This is a genomic window from Streptomyces sp. NEAU-174 (assembly GCF_052665095.1).
Map to the genome: position 1 here is coordinate 313,055 of NZ_JBQTCE010000002.1, position 15,497 is coordinate 328,551.

Genomic DNA, 15,497 nt, shown 5'->3' on the forward strand with positions numbered 1-15,497 from the left:
GGTATGGGGCGGGAGTCGACTCAACCACCCCTAACCGCATCCACCCCTAACCCTTGGTGTAGGGGTGGTCACCTCTTCTTGAGCGGTTCCCACCAACCGCGGTGTGCCATGTACCACTTGGCGGTTTCCGCGAGGCCGGTCTCGAACGACATCTCGGGCCGGTAGCCGAGTTCGGCGGAGATTTTCGCGATGTCCACCGAGTAACGGCGGTCATGGCCCTTGCGGTCGGGCACCCGCTCGATCAGGGACCGGTCGGCGCCGAGCAGTTCGAGCAGCCGTTCCGTGAGTTCCAGATTGGTCAGTTCGGTGCCGCCGCCGATGTTGTAGACCTCTCCCGGGCGGCCGTTCTCGGCGACCAGGGCGATACCGCGGCAGTGGTCGTCCACGTGCAGCCAGTCCCGGACATTCCCGCCGTCGCCGTAGAGCGGTACCGGTCTGCCGTGCATGAGGTTGGTGACGAAGAGCGGTATGACTTTCTCGGGGTGCTGGTACGGGCCGTAGTTGTTGGAGCAGCGGGTCACGCAGACGGGCAGTCCATGGGTGCGGTGGAAGGCCCGGGCCAGCAGATCGGAGGACGCCTTGGAGGCGGAATACGGCGAGTTGGGTTCGAGTGGTTCCTCCTCGCTCCAGGAGCCGCTTTCGATGGAGCCGTAGACCTCGTCCGTGGAGATGTGGACGAACTTTCCGACCTCCGCGTTCGCGGCCGCGTTGAGGAGGGTGTGGGTGCCCAGGACATTGGTGCGCACGAATTCCTCGGCGCCGGATATCGAGCGGTCGACATGTGATTCCGCGGCGAAGTGAACCACCAGATCGGTGTCCCGCAGCAGTTTGCCGACGAGTTCGCCGTCGCAGATGTCACCGCGGACGAAGCGCAGCCGGGGGCTGTCCGCGACCTCGGCCAGGTTGGCCTCGTTGCCCGCGTAGGTGAGCTTGTCGACCACCACGACCTGGGCGTCCGCCCAGGCCGGGTACGCCCCTGTCAGGGCCTGCCGGACGAAGTGGGAGCCGATGAAGCCCGCGCCGCCGGTCACAACTATGCGCACTGGAGACAACCCTTCAGCGGTTATTGGCCGCGATATCCATCAGATATTGTCCGTAGTCCGTCTTGCCGAGCTCCGCACCGAGCTCATAGCAGGCGGCGGCGCCGATGAACCCCATGCGGAAGGCTATCTCTTCGAGACAGGCGATCCGCACGCCCTGGCGCTGCTCCAGAAGCTGCACATACTGCCCCGCCTGGAGCAGCGAGTCATGGGTTCCGGTGTCCAGCCAGGCGAATCCGCGGCCGAGCCCCACCAGTCTGGCCTTTCCGCGTTCCAGATAGACGCGGTTGACGTCGGTGATCTCCAGTTCGCCGCGTGCGGAGGGCCGTACGTTCTTGGCGATGTCCACGACGTCGTTGTCGTAGAGATACAGACCGGTGATCGCCAGATTGGATTTGGGGGCGGCCGGCTTCTCTTCGAGGGAGATCAGCCGGCCCCGCTCATCCATTTCCCCGACCCCGTAGCGCTCGGGGTCCTTGACTCCGTAGCCGAAGAGCACACAGCCGTCGACATGGCTTGCCTCATGGTGCAGCATTTTCGAGAATCCGGGCCCGTGGAAGATATTGTCGCCGAGGACCAGCGCCACCTGGTCGTCGCCGATGAACTCGGCTCCGATGATGAATGCCTCGGCGATTCCGTTGGCCTCGGGCTGCTCGGCGTACTCGATCGAAAGACCCAGCCGGGCGCCGTCGCCGAGAAGCGCGCGGAACAGCTCCACATGGAGCGGGGTGGAGATGATCTGGATTTCCCTGACGCCGCCGAGCATGAGCACCGACAGCGGGTAATAGATCATCGGTTTGTTGTAGACGGGAAGGATCTGCTTCGACACCGCATGTGTCAAAGGATGCAGTCGGGTACCGCTTCCTCCGGCGAGGACTATGCCCTTCATGCGGCCAGAAGCTATCAACGCGACCAGCTCGCGCTCCAGGTCTGTCGCGGCGATAGGGGGGTAATCAGGGGTGGGCATGGAACAGGGGTGGCCGCGTGTGGCCACCCCTTCCGCGGGACATCGCCCCGTCTTCGCTCAGGCGATTTCGTCCACCTGGGCCCGGAGCGCGGTCGGCAGCTGCTGCCGGCTCCTGATATTCAGCTTGCGGTACACCCGCGTCAAATGCTGTTCCACCGTGCTGATGGTGATGAACAGGCTGGCGGCTATTTCCCGGTTCGTATAACCGTCCACCGCCAGGGCGGCCACCCGGGCCTCGGATTCGCTGAGCTTGGTGCCCAGGGACGGCGGCACCGCCGGTTTCGGGCCGAGCGGCCCGGACACCGGCCGCACCACCGGCCGTGGATCGCGGGCCTCCAGACCGGAGTCGAGCCGGATCCGGGCGCACAGCTCCTCGGCGCCGCACTCCTTGGCCATCCGCCAGGCCCGGCCCATGATGGCGTCGGCCCGCCCCAGCTCCCCGGATCCGCGCAGCGTACGTCCCAGATCGTCCAGCGCCCGGGCCAGCTCCAGGCGGTCGCCGGAGCACTGGAGCTCCTCGACGGCCTGGCCGAGCAGCCGCGACCGGTTCTCGATGTCGCCCGCCGCGGCCAGTAACCGCAGGGAGACGCCGCGGACCCGGGAGTCCCCGGCGCCGTTCCTGGCCAGCTGCTCGGAGACCAGGTTGGCGGCCTTCTCCCGGTCGCCGAGCTCCAGCCATGCCTCGGCGGCGTCCGACCGCCAGGGCAGCAGCGCCGGCTGGTCGAGCTCCCACAGCTGGGCGAGCCGGCCGGCCATGAGGAATTCGCCGAGCGCGGCGTTGATGCGGTTGGTGGCCAGGTAGTAGCGGCCACGGGCGCGGGTGTAGCCGAGTCCGTAGATGCTCTTGAACAGCGCCTCGGGGACCGGGCGGCTCAGATGCCGCGCCGCCGCGTCATGCTTGCCCATCTCCGTGTACGCCAGGATCTGGCTGGCCAGGGGGCCGCCGATGAAGACGCTTCCGTCGCGGCCCGGCACGATCTCCAGGGCGGTGGTCGCATAGGCCGCCGACTCCACGAGATTGCCCTGCCGCAGGGCGATTTCGGCGCGGATCGAGGCGAAGATGGCCCGCCAGCCCGGCGCCCGGCGCCGCTCGGCCTCCTCCATCAGCGCGTCGCACCACGGCGCCGCCTTGTCCGGGCGGCCCGCGTACACCAGCGCGTTCACCGAGTTGACGATGGGCTCGAAGGTGGCGTCGGTGAGCGGCGAGACATCGAGCACCTTCTCCGCCGCGGCCACCGGTGACTCCTCGCTCCCCCCGCGGCCGAAGAAGCCGCTGAACGCCGCCGTGATCGTCGACAGCGCGGAGGGTCTGCGGGATCTGAGCTGCGCGCGGAGGGCGCCGCCGTCCTCGCTCTGGCGCGCCGTGGCCCCGGGGGCCCGGTCCTGCGCGCCGGACTCCTGGGCCCAGCGGGCGGTCAGCCGGAACTGGGACATCGAGGTGGGGCCCGCGTTGCTCATCACGGCGTTGAGCCGGCCGATGGCGCCGCGCGCCTCCTCGATCCGGCCGTGGGCGAGCAACAGCTCGATCAGCCGCCCGATATGGGAGGCGGGCAGCCGGTCGGCGTACAGCGCGGCCAGCGGCTCCTCCAGCATCCGCTCGGACGCCGAGGGGTTGAGCCGCCACATGATCCCGGCGGTGCCGATCCTGATGCCGGCCCGCAGCTCCTCGTCCGCGCAGGCCGCGTACGCCAGCTCCAGGCAGGCCACCGCCAGCTTGGCGTCGTCCTCGGCGAGCGCCTGCTGCGCGGCGTCCCGCAGCAGCGGCACCGCCCAGGGCTCGTCGGCGGCCTGGGCGGCGAGCAGATGGCGGGCCACGGCGAGGGTCCCGCCGCCGCCCTGGTGCAGCAGAACGGCGGCGCGCCGGTTCATGTCCAGCCGGACCTCGGGGTCCATGTCCTCCAGCACCGCGGCCTCGACATACGGGTGGCGGAAGGCGAGTCCGTCGACGAGGCCCGCCGCGTCCAGCGCGGCGACTCCGCGGCGGGTTCCGGCGGGGCCGATGCGCAGCAGCCGACCGAGGAGTTCGAGGGAGGCGGACGCCCCGAGCACCGCGATGCCCTCGGCCAGCCGGGAGACGGTGCGCCCACTGCGGTAGACGCAGGTGAGCACGGCCTGCACAAACATGTCGCCCACCACGGGCTCCACTGCGCGGCTGCGCCGTGGGGGTGCCCCCGCGGTGCGGTAATCGTCAATCACCGCGCGTAGCAACAACGGATTTCCGCCGCTCACCTCATACCAGGTGTAGGCCACATCGGTGGAATCCGGAAGTCCCAGACGGGTGGTGAGCAGATGTGCCGTCTCGTCCCAGGACAGCCGTTCCAGCCGCAGCCGCTGGAAATTGGGCTGGCGCAGCAGTTCGGTATTGAAGACCGCGTCTTGTCGTTCGCTGTCCGTCGCCTGTGCGAACACCATGAGGAGCTTGGCGGAGCGCGAACGGGTCGCCAGGTACAGCAGGTACTGAAGTGACGCCGCGTCGACGAGCTGGAGTTCGTCGACGCAGATCACCACCGGTTCACGGGAGGCGAGTTCATGGAGTGCGGCTCGGAACTCCCGGGCTCCCTGGACATGGGTGGGGTTCGCGTCGGCGGGGTCGCCACCTGGGGTTTCCCTAGGCGGTGCGGCGTCGAGGGCGCCATGGTCGAGCGCCCGGCGCAGATGGTCGGCGGTCGCCCTGGGCAGCCGGGGCGAGTCCAGGAGCTGGCGCAGTGTGCCGAGCGGGGCCCGGTCGGCGGAGGTTCCGTATGCCTTGAGGACGAGGGCTCCGGCCTTCGCCGCATGGGCCGTGACGGCTTCGAGCGTATGGGTCTTGCCGCAACCGACCGCGCCCTCGACGAGCACGATGCCCGCCTCCCCTGACAGGCATCTGGAAAATGCCCGCCGAAGTCTCTCGAATTGCGCGTCGAATTGTCTGGCTCTGGTCGATGAAAACACCATTGCTCGCAACCCCCGAATGCGACGCGAAGCACTGCTCACGGCAGTCCGAACGCCTCCCAGCAAGCTATACGCCCACCGGTCACGCCACCATCGCCGCACGTAAAATCATCGTTAACGAACTACCAATTCTGAGCGGACTGCCCGACGATCGACAAAAGCGATGCGCGCGAGACACCCCTACCCGGGGCAACACGTTGCAGCCGAAGCGCACCAACACCCTGACAACCTGCGCCACCCCCGTTCACGTGGGCATTTGTTCGGAAGGGCCAGCATACACGAGACCCCCTAGTCACACCCGGGAAAGCTCTCGACATCCTTGACTCCGACACGAAGTGGACATACACAGAGGGTTTCGAGGATCCGTATCGAACATTTATTTGCCCGTTTTGATCGCCAATGCGGTTCTTATGTCCGTTGCCGCTGGTAACCGCAAGTGATTCGCCGCGAATTCTCATGCCATAAAGCGGACAGGGGGCCGGCACACCTATTCCCATGCCGATGAATTCCGGGGCCACACACCTCGCCGTTGGACTATTCCAATGGCATCCGACCCGCCGCTATCGCTCGTGGAGATGCAGCCCCCTCCCGCGCTTGCGGCCCAGGTGGCCCGCCTCGACCAGGCGCCGGAGATGGCGTGCCGGGGTCAGGGCCGGATCCCGGAAGGTGCCGTGCAGAGTGCGCTGGATGGCGAGCGAGACATCCAGACCGATCACATCGAGCAATCGCAGCGGGCCCATCGGATAGCCCTGCCCGGCCGCCATCACCGTGTCGATGTCAGCGGCGGTGGCCCAGCCCTCCTCGAGCATCGCCACCGCGCTGTTCAGATAGGGGAAGAGCAGGGCGTTGACGATGAATCCGGCCCGGTCCGGGCAGTCCACTGCACGCTTGCCGAGCGCCGCGGTCACCGCGTGCGCCGTGCCGAGCGCCTCCTTGGAGGTCAGCACGGTGTGCACCACCTCGACCAGCCGCATCACCGGGGCGGGGTTGAAGAAGTGCATCCCGATGACGTCCTCGGGCCGCCGCGTCGCCATCGCGCACTCGACGACGGGCAGGCTGGAGGTGGAGGTGGCGAGCACCGCCCCCGGTGCGCACTCCCGGTCCAGATCGGCGAAGACGGCCCGCTTGACGTCGATGTCCTCCGCCACGGCCTCCACCACCAGATCGCAGGCGCCGAGGGCCTGGAGGTCACAGCCCGCGGTCAGCCTGCCCATCGCCTCGGTGAGCAGCTCGGGCGCCAGCTTGCCGCGCCGCACCCCGCGCTCCAGCGAGCGCTCCACGGCGGCCGTGGCCTCCTTCGCGCGCACCTCGCTCCGGGCCACCAGCACCGTCGGATAGCCGGAGCGCGCGCACACCTCGGCGATCCCGACGGCCATCGTGCCCGAGCCCACCACCCCGATCCGCCGCACCGCACGGGCCGGTACGGGCTCGCCCAGGCCGTCCGTCTCCCCGCCCCGCGCCGCGCCGCCCGCGCCGTACTCGTAGAAGCCGCGGCCCGCCTTCACCCCGAGCAGACCGGCGGTCACCATATGGGCCAGGGTGGGCGCGGGCGCGTACCGCGGATCGCCGGTGCGCTCGTACAGCGCCTCCAGGGAGTCCCGCGCGGTGTCCAGACCCATGGCGTCCAGCTGGGCCAGCGGCCCCATCGGCAGTCCGCAGCCGAGGGTCATGGCGGTGTCGATGCTGTCGCGCGAGGCGTAGCGCCGCTCGTACATGGCCACCGCGCTGTTGAGGTACGCCATGGTGAGCGCGCCCCCGACGAAGCCCGGCCGGTCGGGCACCCGCACCGGGATCCGGCCCAGGTCGCGTACGAGCTCCCGGACGTCGGCCAGGACCGCGTCCGCGGTGAGCGGGGTGGCCACCACCTCCACCGCCGGCCGCTCGCGGCCGGGGCCCAGCGGGAAGAGGTGCAGCCCCACCGTGCGGTCGGTCCGCCCGGAGCCGACGGCGATCTCGGTCACCGGGAGGCCGGTGGTCGTGGTGGCGAACACGGTCTCCGGCGGGCAGTCGGCGTGGGCGCGGGCGAGCAGCCCGAGCTTGGTCTCCAGCCGTTCGGGGACCGCCTCGACCACCAGCTCGGCCCGGGCGGCGGCCGCCGGGTCGGTGGTGAACTCGACGGCGGATCCCGGCGCGGCCACCTCGGCCCGGCTGCGCCGCAGGGCCGGTTCGTCCCGCTCCACGGCGATCACCCGCCGGCCGCCGCGGACCAGGGCGTCCACGAGGTGGCGGCCGGTGGTGCCGAGCCCGAACACCGCGACGGTGGGGAAGCGCTGTGCCATGCCGATGAGTCCTTTCGCTGGCTGGGACCTTGGGTTGGTCACGGACCGCGGTGGCCGTCCTGCCATGTGAGCAGCGCGGCGCCGAGCGACATCCCGCCGCCGAATCCGGCCAGCAGCAGCAACTCCCCGTCGCCGAACACGCCCTGCCGCCGGGCGTCGTCGAGCGCCAGCGGGATGGAGGCGGCGCTGGTGTTGCCGTGCTCGGCCACCGTCAGATGCGTGCGCGCCCGCGGCAGTCCGAGCTCCGGAAGCGCCTTGGCCAGCAGCACACCATTGGCCTGATGGGGGATGAAGTGGTCCACGCTCGCGGGGTCCGTGCGGTGCGCGGCCAGCAGGCGCCCGATCGCACGCGGCAGCTCCGCCAGGACGTAGTCGCTGACCGCGCGGCCCCGCATCCGGAAGAAATGGCCCCCGTCGGCGAGGGTCTTCTCCGACGCCGGGGCGCGGCTGCCGCCCGCCGGTACCTCGATCAGGTCATGGAGCGCGCCGTCGCTGGTGAGCAGCGATCCGCCGAGGCCGTAGCCGGGACGGACGGGGCCGAGCACCACCGCCCCGGCCCCGTCGCCGAAGAGCACGGCGGTCCGCCGGTCGGTGCGGTCGATGATGCGGGAGTAGACATCGGCGCCGATCACCAGGGCGTACCGGGCGCCGGACCCGCCGGACAGCAGCCCCGCCGCCGTCACCAGGGCGAAGACAAAGCCGCTGCACACCGCGTTGAGGTCGAAGGCGGCGGCGCCGGTCGCGCCGATCCGGTGCTGCACCAGACAGGCGGTGGCGGGCTGGGGCTGATCGGGGGTCGAGGTGGCCACCACGATCCAGCCGAGCCGATCGGCCCCAATCCCGGCGTCCGCGAGGGCGGCGCGGGCGGCCGCCACGGCCAGATCGGAGGTGGCCTCGTGGTCGGCGGCGTAACGGCGGCGGTGGATCCCGGTCTTCGCCGAGATCCACTCCGGGGTCACCCCCGCGCGCTCGGCCACCAGCTCGTTGGACACGGTCTCGGCGGGCAGATACGAGCCGGTGCCGAGGATCCCGATGGGCCGCCCGCCGGATGCCCGGACCGGCTGCCCGGTCATCCGGGTCTCCCGGCCGGCGCGGCCACCGCCGCCGTCGCCGGTGCCATCGCTGTCGTCGCTGTGCGCGGGGTGCGGCGGTGCTCGAGAAGAAGCATTGGGTGGTTCCCTCCGGGTCCATGCCGGGCTTTGACGCTACGGACCGGGCACGGCACCGATAACCCCTAACCCGTCACCCCCCCTAGGCCCCCTACCGAATGAACCCGGTCCGCCGTATGACCCGGCGCATGACGGGCACCCGTCGGAAGTGGTACCGGATACGTGCAGGCCGAAAGCGCACCGGCCCAGGGAGCGGTCCCCATGGAGTGGTTCACCTCATCCGACTACTGGCTGAGCCGGCTGGTCTTCCAACGGGGGCTGGCCGCGATCTATCTGATCGCCTTTCTGGTGGCGGCCCGGCAGGGCCGGGCGCTGCTCGGCGAGCGGGGGCTGACGCCGGTGCCGCGCTTCCTGGACCGGGTGCCGTTCCGCCGCTCGCCCAGCCTGTTCCAGCTGCACTACTCCGACCGGTTCTTCGCCTGCTGCGCCTGGCTGGGGGCCGCGCTGTCGGCCGCGCTGCTGGTGGGGGCGGCGGACCGGGCGCCGCTTGCGGTCGCGATGGTGGCGTGGCTGGTGCTGTGGCTGCTGTATCTGTCGATCGTCAACGTGGGGCAGGTGTGGTACGGCTTCGGCTGGGAGTCCCTGCTGCTGGAGTCGGGGTTCCTCGCCGTGTTCCTGGGCAATGAGCACACCGCGCCGCCCGTGCTCATCCTGTGGCTGACGCGCTGGCTGCTGTTCCGGGTGGAGTTCGGCGCCGGGCTGATCAAGATCCGTGGGGACCGCTGCTGGCGGGACCTGACCTGTCTGTACTACCACCATGAGACCCAGCCGATGCCGGGGCCGCTGAGCTGGTACTTCCACCATCTGCCGAAGCCGCTGCACCGGGTGGAGGTGGCGGCCAACCATGTGGCGCAGCTGATCGTGCCCGTGCTGCTGTTCACCCCGCAGCCGGTCGCGAGCGTGGCCGCGGGCATCGTCGTGGTCACCCAGCTGTGGCTGGTGGCCTCGGGCAACTTCTCCTGGCTCAACTGGCTGACCATCCTGCTGGCGCTCCCGGCGGTCGACGGGCGCCGGGCCGCCGAGGTGCTGGGGCTGCCGGGACCGCCGCACCTCGCCGCTCCCCCGGTCTGGTACGAGGCGGTGGTGCTGGCCGCCACCGCCCTGGTGCTGGTGCTCAGCTACTGGCCGGCCCGCAATCTGCTGTCGGGCCGTCAGCTGATGAACTTCTCGTTCAATCCGGTGCACCTGGTCAACACCTACGGGGCGTTCGGCAGCGTCAACCGCAGCCGACAGGAGGTGGTGATCCAGGGCACCGACGAGGCGGTCCTCACCCCGGACACGGTCTGGCGGGACTACGAGTTCCGGGGCAAGCCGGGCGATGTGCGCCGGTTGCCGCGCCAGTACGCCCCGTACCATCTGCGGCTGGACTGGATGATGTGGTTCGCGGGGATCTCACCGGCCTACGCCGGGTCCTGGTTCACCCCGCTGATCGGCAAGCTGCTGGTCAACGACCGGGCGACGGTGAAGCTGCTGCGGACCAATCCGTTCCCCGGGGAGCCGCCCACCCATCTGCGGGCGCGGCTGTATCTCTACCGCTTCACCACCCGGGCGGAGCGGCGGGCCACCGGGGCCTGGTGGCACCGCACCCTGCTGAGCGAGTTCCTGCCGCCGGTCAGGCTGGAGGATCACGGCTCGTCACGGGCGTGACACCAAGCGGGCCCGGGTCCCGGCGGCTGGGTGGCGCGGCCCGGGCTCAGGCGGTGGCGCCCTTCGCGTTCGGGGTCTCGGCGCCGGGCGGGGGGTTGCGCAGCACGGCGTAGCCGACGCCGACGCCCACCGCGACCGGCCATTCCAGGACTCCGGCGAGACCCATCGCACCGAGGCCGAGGTAGAGCGGCAGCCCGCCCTTGGCGGGCACTGCGGGACACCGGCGACCGGCGCGGCGGCCGGAGGGTGTGGGCGCGGGCGGGCCGGGCGCATATGGAGGTGCGCGGGCTGACCGGCCACGGCGAGGACCATGAGCGGCTGGTCAAGGAGCTGGAGGACGCGCTGCGGCGGCTGGCAGGCGTCAACTGGGCCGGGGTGAACGCGGCACTGGGCCAGGTCCTGGTCGACTTCGACGAGGACCGGCTCGGCCCCGACGAGGTGCTGAAGGTGATCGAGCGCGTCGAGGAGGCCCATGGGACGGACGCGGACGCCTTCCCGGCGGGCCGTCCGCAACCGCCGTTCTCCTCCGCTCCGGCGACGCTGGCCGCGACCGCGCTCGCCGCCGACTGTCTCGGGCTGATGACGGCCACGATCCGGCGGGTCGCGATGCGCCCCGCCCTCTCCCCCGCGCTGCGGATCCCGACGGTGATGGCGGAGCTCCAGCCGCGGGTGCGCGGTCTGCTGGAGTCCCGGCTGGGCCGTGCCCACGCCGACGCCCTGATCGGCGTGTCGAACGCCGTGGTGCACGCCCTGACCAGGGGTGAGGCCCCGCTCGCCCTGGACGCGCTGCAACGTGTGCTGCAACTCGCCGAGATCCGCGGCCGGCAGGTCGTATGGCAGCGCCGGGAACCGGAGTTGGTGGCGGACGGCGATGGGCTCCCGGCGCGCTCGCATCCGCCCACCCCCCGGCCCGCGCCGCTGCCCTCCGGGCCGGTGGAGACCTGTGTCGACCGCACCTCACTGGCCTCGCTGTCCGGGGCGGGCGGGCTGCTGGCGTGGACCGGGGACCTGGCACAGTCCGCCAAGGCGCTGCTGGCCACGGTGCCGAAGGCGGCCGCCATGGGCCGGGAGGCGTTCGCCGCCCGGCTGGGCGATGTGCTGGCGCGCGACGGCGTGGTGCCCATGGACGGCACCGCGCTGCGGCTGCTGGACCGCGTGTCGGCGGTGCTGATCGACTCGCGGGTGCTGTGCGCCGGCCGGCCGCGGCTGCTGTCGGTCACCACCGTGGGCGACCTGGGGGAGGCCGAGGCGTGGAGCGCGGCGCAGTCCGTCCTGGACCGCCGCACGCTGCGGGAGGTGTTCTTCGCGGGGCTGACCACCGCACCGGTGCGCACGGTGGCCGCCGAGGAGCTCCGGGTCGGGGACATCATCGCGCTGCGGCCCTCGGATGTCGTACCGGCCGACGCCCGGCTGCTGGTGAGCGACCGGCTGGAGCTGGACGAGGCCGGGCTGACCGGCGAGTCCGGGCCGGTCACCAAGGACCCGGCCGCCACGCCGGGCGCCGACCTGGCGGACCGGTCCTGCATGCTCTACCAGGGCTGCACGGTGCTCGCCGGAACCGGATACGCCGTGGTCGTGGCCGCCGGGGCGCAGACCGAGGCCGGGCGCGCCGCCGAACTGGCCGGGCGCGCCACCGCGCCCATCGGGATCGAGGGCCGGCTGGCCGCGCTCACCAAGGTCGCGCTGCCCGCCACCGGCCTCGGCGGCGCCGCCGTCACCCTGCTGGGCCTGTTGCACGGGGTGCCGGTGCGCGAGGCGCTGTCCACCGGAGTGGCCATCGCGGTGGCCGCCGTGCCCGAGGGGCTGCCGCTGGTGGCCACGGTGGCGCAGTCCGCCGCGGCGCGCCGGCTCTCGCACCGCGGGGTGCTGACGCGCTCGGCGCGGGTGCTGGAGGCCCTGGGCCGGGTGGACGTCGTCTGCTTCGACAAGACCGGCACCCTGACCGAGGGCCGGCTGGCCGTGGCCCGGGTCGCCGGTTACGACCAGGAGCTGCCGACCCGCGGTGCGCTGGGCAAGCGGCTGCTGCGCACGGCGGCCCGGGCGTGTCCCGAGCCGGAGGGCGGGCGGGCGCTGGCCCACGCCACCGACCAGGCCGTCATCGACGCGGCGGCGGCGCACTGCGACGGGGACGGCGCCTGGCGTCCGGTGTCCGAGCTGCCCTTCGAGGCCAGCCGGGGATTCTCGGCGTGTCTGGGCACGCAGTCCGGGCGCCCGCAGCTGGCCGTCAAGGGCGCGCCCGAGATCGTGCTCGCCCGGTGCGCCCACGCCCTGAACCCGGGGGCGGCGGACGACACCGTGCCGCTGACCCCGGAGCGGCGGCGCGCCACCGAGCGCCTGCTGTACTCGCTGGCCTCGGACGGGCTGCGGGTGCTGGCGGTGGCCGAGACCCGGCCCGCCGCGTCCGACACGCCGACCGCGGAGGTGGCCGACATCGCCCGGGAGCTGACCCTGCTGGGCTTCATCGCCATCGCCGACACCACGCGGCCGGGTGCCGCCGAGACCGTCAAGCGGCTCACGGACGCCGGGGTACGCGTCGCCATGGTCACCGGCGACCATCCGACCACGGCGGTCGCCATCGCCCGGGAGCTGGGCATCCCGGACGCCGAGCCGGTGCTCACCGGGGCGGAGCTGGACACCCTGCCCGAGGGCGAGCGGGTCGAGCGGATCTCCCGTGCCACCGTCTTCGCCCGGGTCTCTCCCGAGCACAAGGTCCGTATCGTCCAGGCGCTGCGGCAGGCCGGACAGGTGGTGGCCATGACCGGGGACGGGGTGAACGACACGGCCGCCATCCGCCTCGCGGACATCGGCATCGGGCTGTCCGCCCATGGCTCGGCCTCGGCCCGCGCCGCGGCGGACCTGGTGCTCACCGACCCGGACCCGACCCGGATCCTGGACGCGCTGCGGGAGGGCAGGGCGCTGTGGCGCAGTGTGCGCGACGCGGTGGCGATCCTGGTCGGCGGGAACGCGGGCGAGGTCGCCTTCACCCTGCTGGGCGCGGCGGTGGCCGGGCGGGCGCCGCTGGGCACCCGTCAGCTGCTGCTGGTGAATCTGCTGACCGACATGCTGCCCGCACTCGCGGTGGCCCTGGCCCGGGCCCGGGAGCACAAGTCCGGTGAGGATCCGCTGGCCGACGGCCCGTCCTCCGCGCTGTTCGGCTCCGATCTGGGCCGGATCCTCGCGGTGCGCGGCAGTGCCACCGCGCTGGGCGCCGCGGCGGCCTGGCAGTGCGGGCGGATGACGGGCCGGGCCCGGCGGGCGAGCACCATGGGGCTCGCGGCGCTGGTCGGCACCCAGCTGGGGCAGACGTATCTGACCGACTGGCACAGTCCCCTGGTGCTGATCACCAGCGTCGCCTCGGCGGCCACGCTGTTCGCCATCGTGGAGACGCCGGTGGTCAGCCACTTCTTCGGCTGTACGCCGCTGGGCCCGATGGCCTGGTTGATCGTCGGTGGCTGCTCGGCCGCCGCCACCGTGGGGGCGGCCCTGGCGCCGCGGCTGCTCTTCCCCCGGCGGGTGCCACTCGCGGTCTGAGCACGCCACTCACGAACGGGACATCCCGGGCGTTTCTCACCCAGATCTTTCCGTCCGTTAACCGCACGCTCACCCGATGTGTGCCGCCCGCTTTCCGACCTCGGTCAGGCTAGGGAACTGGAAGCGGATGCCTTGCTTCCGTTCGTGTTCCATCCAGTGAGGTACTCATGGCCGACATTCTCACGACCGTCCTGGTCAAGCTGGCCCAGCTCGCGCTGGAGGCATTGGTCGCCCAGCTCGCGAAGACACTTCTGACCGCCGCCTTCAGGCCGACCGCCGCCCCGGCCGCGGCCTGACACGACCGACCCGCCGACCGTTCCCGGACCCCCGTCCCGGGCCCCCGCTCAGTGGCCGTACGACGCGGCCCGGTGCACCGGACCGTGGGCGGTCGGGCAGTGCTCCCCCTCCGAACGTCCCCGCTCGGCGGGCTCGTCCAGATGATCCACTTGCAGCGTGGTGTGGGTGATCCCGTACTCGCCGCTCAACACCGCCTCCAGATCCTCCCGTACGGCGTGGCAGTCGCCGCCCACCGCCACCAGGACATGGGCGGAGAGGGAGACCTCGCCCGAGGTGATCTGCCAGACATGCAGATCGTGCACCTCTGCCACCCGCTCATGGGCGACCAGCCGGCCGCCCACCTCATCGGGCTCGACACCGGCGGGCGCGGCCTCCAGCAGCACCCGGCCGGAGGCCCGCAGCAGCTCCACGCCCGCCTTGATCATGAGGAGGACCACCAGCAGACCGGCGATCGCGTCGGCCCGGGCGAAGCCCGTCACCACGACCACCAGGCCCGCGATGGCGGTGGCGATGAAGGCGTAGAGATCGTTGAGCACATGCTGGAAGGCACCCTCGACATTGAGCGAGGAGCGGTTCGCCTTCGACATGCACCACGCGGCCGCGAGATTCACCACCACACCGGCCAGCGCCGTGGCCAGCACCAGACCGCCGGCCACCTCGGGCGGATCGATCAGCCGCCCCACGCTCTCATAGCCGAGATAGGCGCCGAGCAGCAGCAGGGAAAGCCCATTGGCCTGGGCGGAAAGGATTTCCGACCGTTTAAGGCCATAGGTGTATCCGCCACGTGCGGGGCGCGCCGAGAGCCGGATCGCGATGAGGGCGAGCACGATCGAGGCGGCGTCGGTGAGCATATGGGCCGCGTCGGACAGCAGCGCCACGGAGCCGGCGACGATCCCGACGATGACCTCCACCGCCATGAAGCCGCTGATCAGCGCGAGGGCGAGGGTCAGCCACCGGCGGTCGGCGTTCTCCGCCACCCCGTGGGTGTGGCCGCCGTGCCCCTCGTCGGGTCCGTGCGCATGAGCTCCCACCGGCTCCTCCTCGGATCGTCTTCGGGACAGCGCAATTGAAACAGGCCCGAGGGGAATTCGCCAAAGGCTGCAATGGACACGGTTATCAATAAACTCTTGCTCCGGCGCCGAATGGCTTTATGAATGCGGCAATGCTTTTCATTTCGCCGGGTGAAAAGAGGAACGGCCCGTGCGCCGCCCGGGTGGGTCACCGTGGAGCCGCCGGGCCGGGCCGGCCGCCAGTCGCTGACATGTGCGACAGCACGCCGATGCGGGTGAGACCGGCGTGTGGAAGGTGACCCGGCGGGGCGCGGCGCGTTGTCCGACTATGACGACGACGATGCGACGCCGTTCTCTCTCGCAGCCGAGCAGAGCGCTGGACCGGAGCACCGAAGGCGACGGAACGGTTCATCAGACCGTTCACACATCCACATCCGTACCGATCTACGCGGCGCTGGTCGAGCGCTGGGCCTCCGCGGGGCGCGCGGTGCCCGGGCGCTACGACCGCGAGTGGACCGAACTGGTCAACTGTCCCCCTTGGCCGGACCGGATCCGGGCGGCGACCCGCCCGGCGGCGCGCTCGTCCACCGACTGAGCCACCGCCGGACCCGGATCCACCCGGATCC

At 71.4% G+C, this 15,497-nt stretch carries 11 protein-coding genes; 4 read left to right on the plus strand and 7 right to left on the minus strand.

Annotated features, from left to right (window positions below; genetic code table 11):
* Positions 1-68: 68 nt before the first annotated feature.
* The 5 genes from rfbB to ACT2CW_RS06185 all read right to left on the minus strand — a co-directional run bounded on the left by rfbB (position 69) and on the right by ACT2CW_RS06185 (position 8,290).
* Entirely contained in the window at positions 69-1,043 is a 975-nt protein-coding gene (gene rfbB / locus ACT2CW_RS06165; RefSeq protein ID WP_445515821.1) for a dTDP-glucose 4,6-dehydratase, read from the minus strand.
* 13 nt (positions 1,044-1,056) lie between these two features.
* On the minus strand, positions 1,057-1,929 hold the full coding sequence (gene rfbA, locus ACT2CW_RS06170; RefSeq protein WP_414083437.1) for a glucose-1-phosphate thymidylyltransferase RfbA: 873 nt from the start codon (positions 1,927-1,929) through the stop codon (positions 1,057-1,059).
* A gap of 135 nt (positions 1,930-2,064) precedes the next feature.
* A complete protein-coding gene (locus ACT2CW_RS06175) occupies positions 2,065-4,941 on the minus strand; it encodes a helix-turn-helix transcriptional regulator (RefSeq protein ID WP_164428001.1) in 2,877 nt (958 codons plus the stop codon).
* A gap of 557 nt (positions 4,942-5,498) precedes the next feature.
* Entirely contained in the window at positions 5,499-7,217 is a 1,719-nt protein-coding gene (locus ACT2CW_RS06180; RefSeq protein ID WP_445515822.1) for a 3-hydroxyacyl-CoA dehydrogenase family protein, read from the minus strand.
* A 38-nt stretch (positions 7,218-7,255) separates the two neighbouring features.
* The gene (locus tag ACT2CW_RS06185) at positions 7,256-8,290 is read right to left on the minus strand and encodes a 3-oxoacyl-ACP synthase III family protein (protein ID WP_445515823.1); all 1,035 of its coding nucleotides are present in this window, start codon (positions 8,288-8,290) and stop codon (positions 7,256-7,258) included.
* A gap of 297 nt (positions 8,291-8,587) precedes the next feature.
* On the opposite strand from ACT2CW_RS06185, the gene ACT2CW_RS06190 reads away from it, so the two are divergent.
* Entirely contained in the window at positions 8,588-10,033 is a 1,446-nt protein-coding gene (locus ACT2CW_RS06190; RefSeq protein WP_445515824.1) for a lipase maturation factor family protein, read from the plus strand.
* Positions 10,034-10,079: 46 nt separating this feature from the next.
* On the opposite strand, the gene ACT2CW_RS06195 is transcribed toward ACT2CW_RS06190, so the two are convergent.
* A complete protein-coding gene (locus tag ACT2CW_RS06195; protein ID WP_445515825.1) occupies positions 10,080-10,244 on the minus strand; it encodes a hypothetical protein in 165 nt (54 codons plus the stop codon).
* A 68-nt stretch (positions 10,245-10,312) separates the two neighbouring features.
* Here ACT2CW_RS06195 and ACT2CW_RS06200 point away from each other — a divergent pair, with 68 nt between their 5' ends.
* Together ACT2CW_RS06200 and ACT2CW_RS06205 are read left to right on the plus strand one after the other, a co-directional pair.
* A complete protein-coding gene (locus tag ACT2CW_RS06200; protein ID WP_445515826.1) occupies positions 10,313-13,564 on the plus strand; it encodes an HAD-IC family P-type ATPase in 3,252 nt (1,083 codons plus the stop codon).
* 167 nt (positions 13,565-13,731) lie between these two features.
* Positions 13,732-13,860, plus strand: a complete 129-nt coding sequence (locus ACT2CW_RS06205) for a hypothetical protein (RefSeq protein WP_269146172.1) — start codon at positions 13,732-13,734, stop codon at positions 13,858-13,860.
* Between the two features lie 48 nt (positions 13,861-13,908).
* Here the strand turns inward: ACT2CW_RS06205 and ACT2CW_RS06210 are convergent, their stop codons facing one another.
* Positions 13,909-14,892, minus strand: coding sequence for a cation diffusion facilitator family transporter (locus tag ACT2CW_RS06210; RefSeq protein WP_445515827.1), 984 nt, complete (start codon positions 14,890-14,892; stop codon positions 13,909-13,911).
* 319 nt (positions 14,893-15,211) lie between these two features.
* Here ACT2CW_RS06210 and ACT2CW_RS06215 point away from each other — a divergent pair, with 319 nt between their 5' ends.
* Entirely contained in the window at positions 15,212-15,466 is a 255-nt protein-coding gene (locus ACT2CW_RS06215; RefSeq protein WP_037958082.1) for a hypothetical protein, read from the plus strand.
* Positions 15,467-15,497 lie beyond the last annotated feature (31 nt).

Coding starts and splice junctions, on each gene's coding strand:
- ACT2CW_RS06215 (WP_037958082.1), top strand. CDS start 15,212: ATGCGACGCCGTTCTCTCTCGCAGCCGAGCAGAGCGCTGGACCGGAGC.
- rfbA (WP_414083437.1), bottom strand. CDS start 1,929: ATGAAGGGCATAGTCCTCGCCGGAGGAAGCGGTACCCGACTGCATCCT.
- ACT2CW_RS06180 (WP_445515822.1), bottom strand. CDS start 7,217: ATGGCACAGCGCTTCCCCACCGTCGCGGTGTTCGGGCTCGGCACCACC.
- ACT2CW_RS06185 (WP_445515823.1), bottom strand. CDS start 8,290: ATGACCGGGCAGCCGGTCCGGGCATCCGGCGGGCGGCCCATCGGGATC.
- ACT2CW_RS06175 (WP_164428001.1), bottom strand. CDS start 4,941: ATGGTGTTTTCATCGACCAGAGCCAGACAATTCGACGCGCAATTCGAG.
- ACT2CW_RS06205 (WP_269146172.1), top strand. CDS start 13,732: ATGGCCGACATTCTCACGACCGTCCTGGTCAAGCTGGCCCAGCTCGCG.
- ACT2CW_RS06190 (WP_445515824.1), top strand. CDS start 8,588: ATGGAGTGGTTCACCTCATCCGACTACTGGCTGAGCCGGCTGGTCTTC.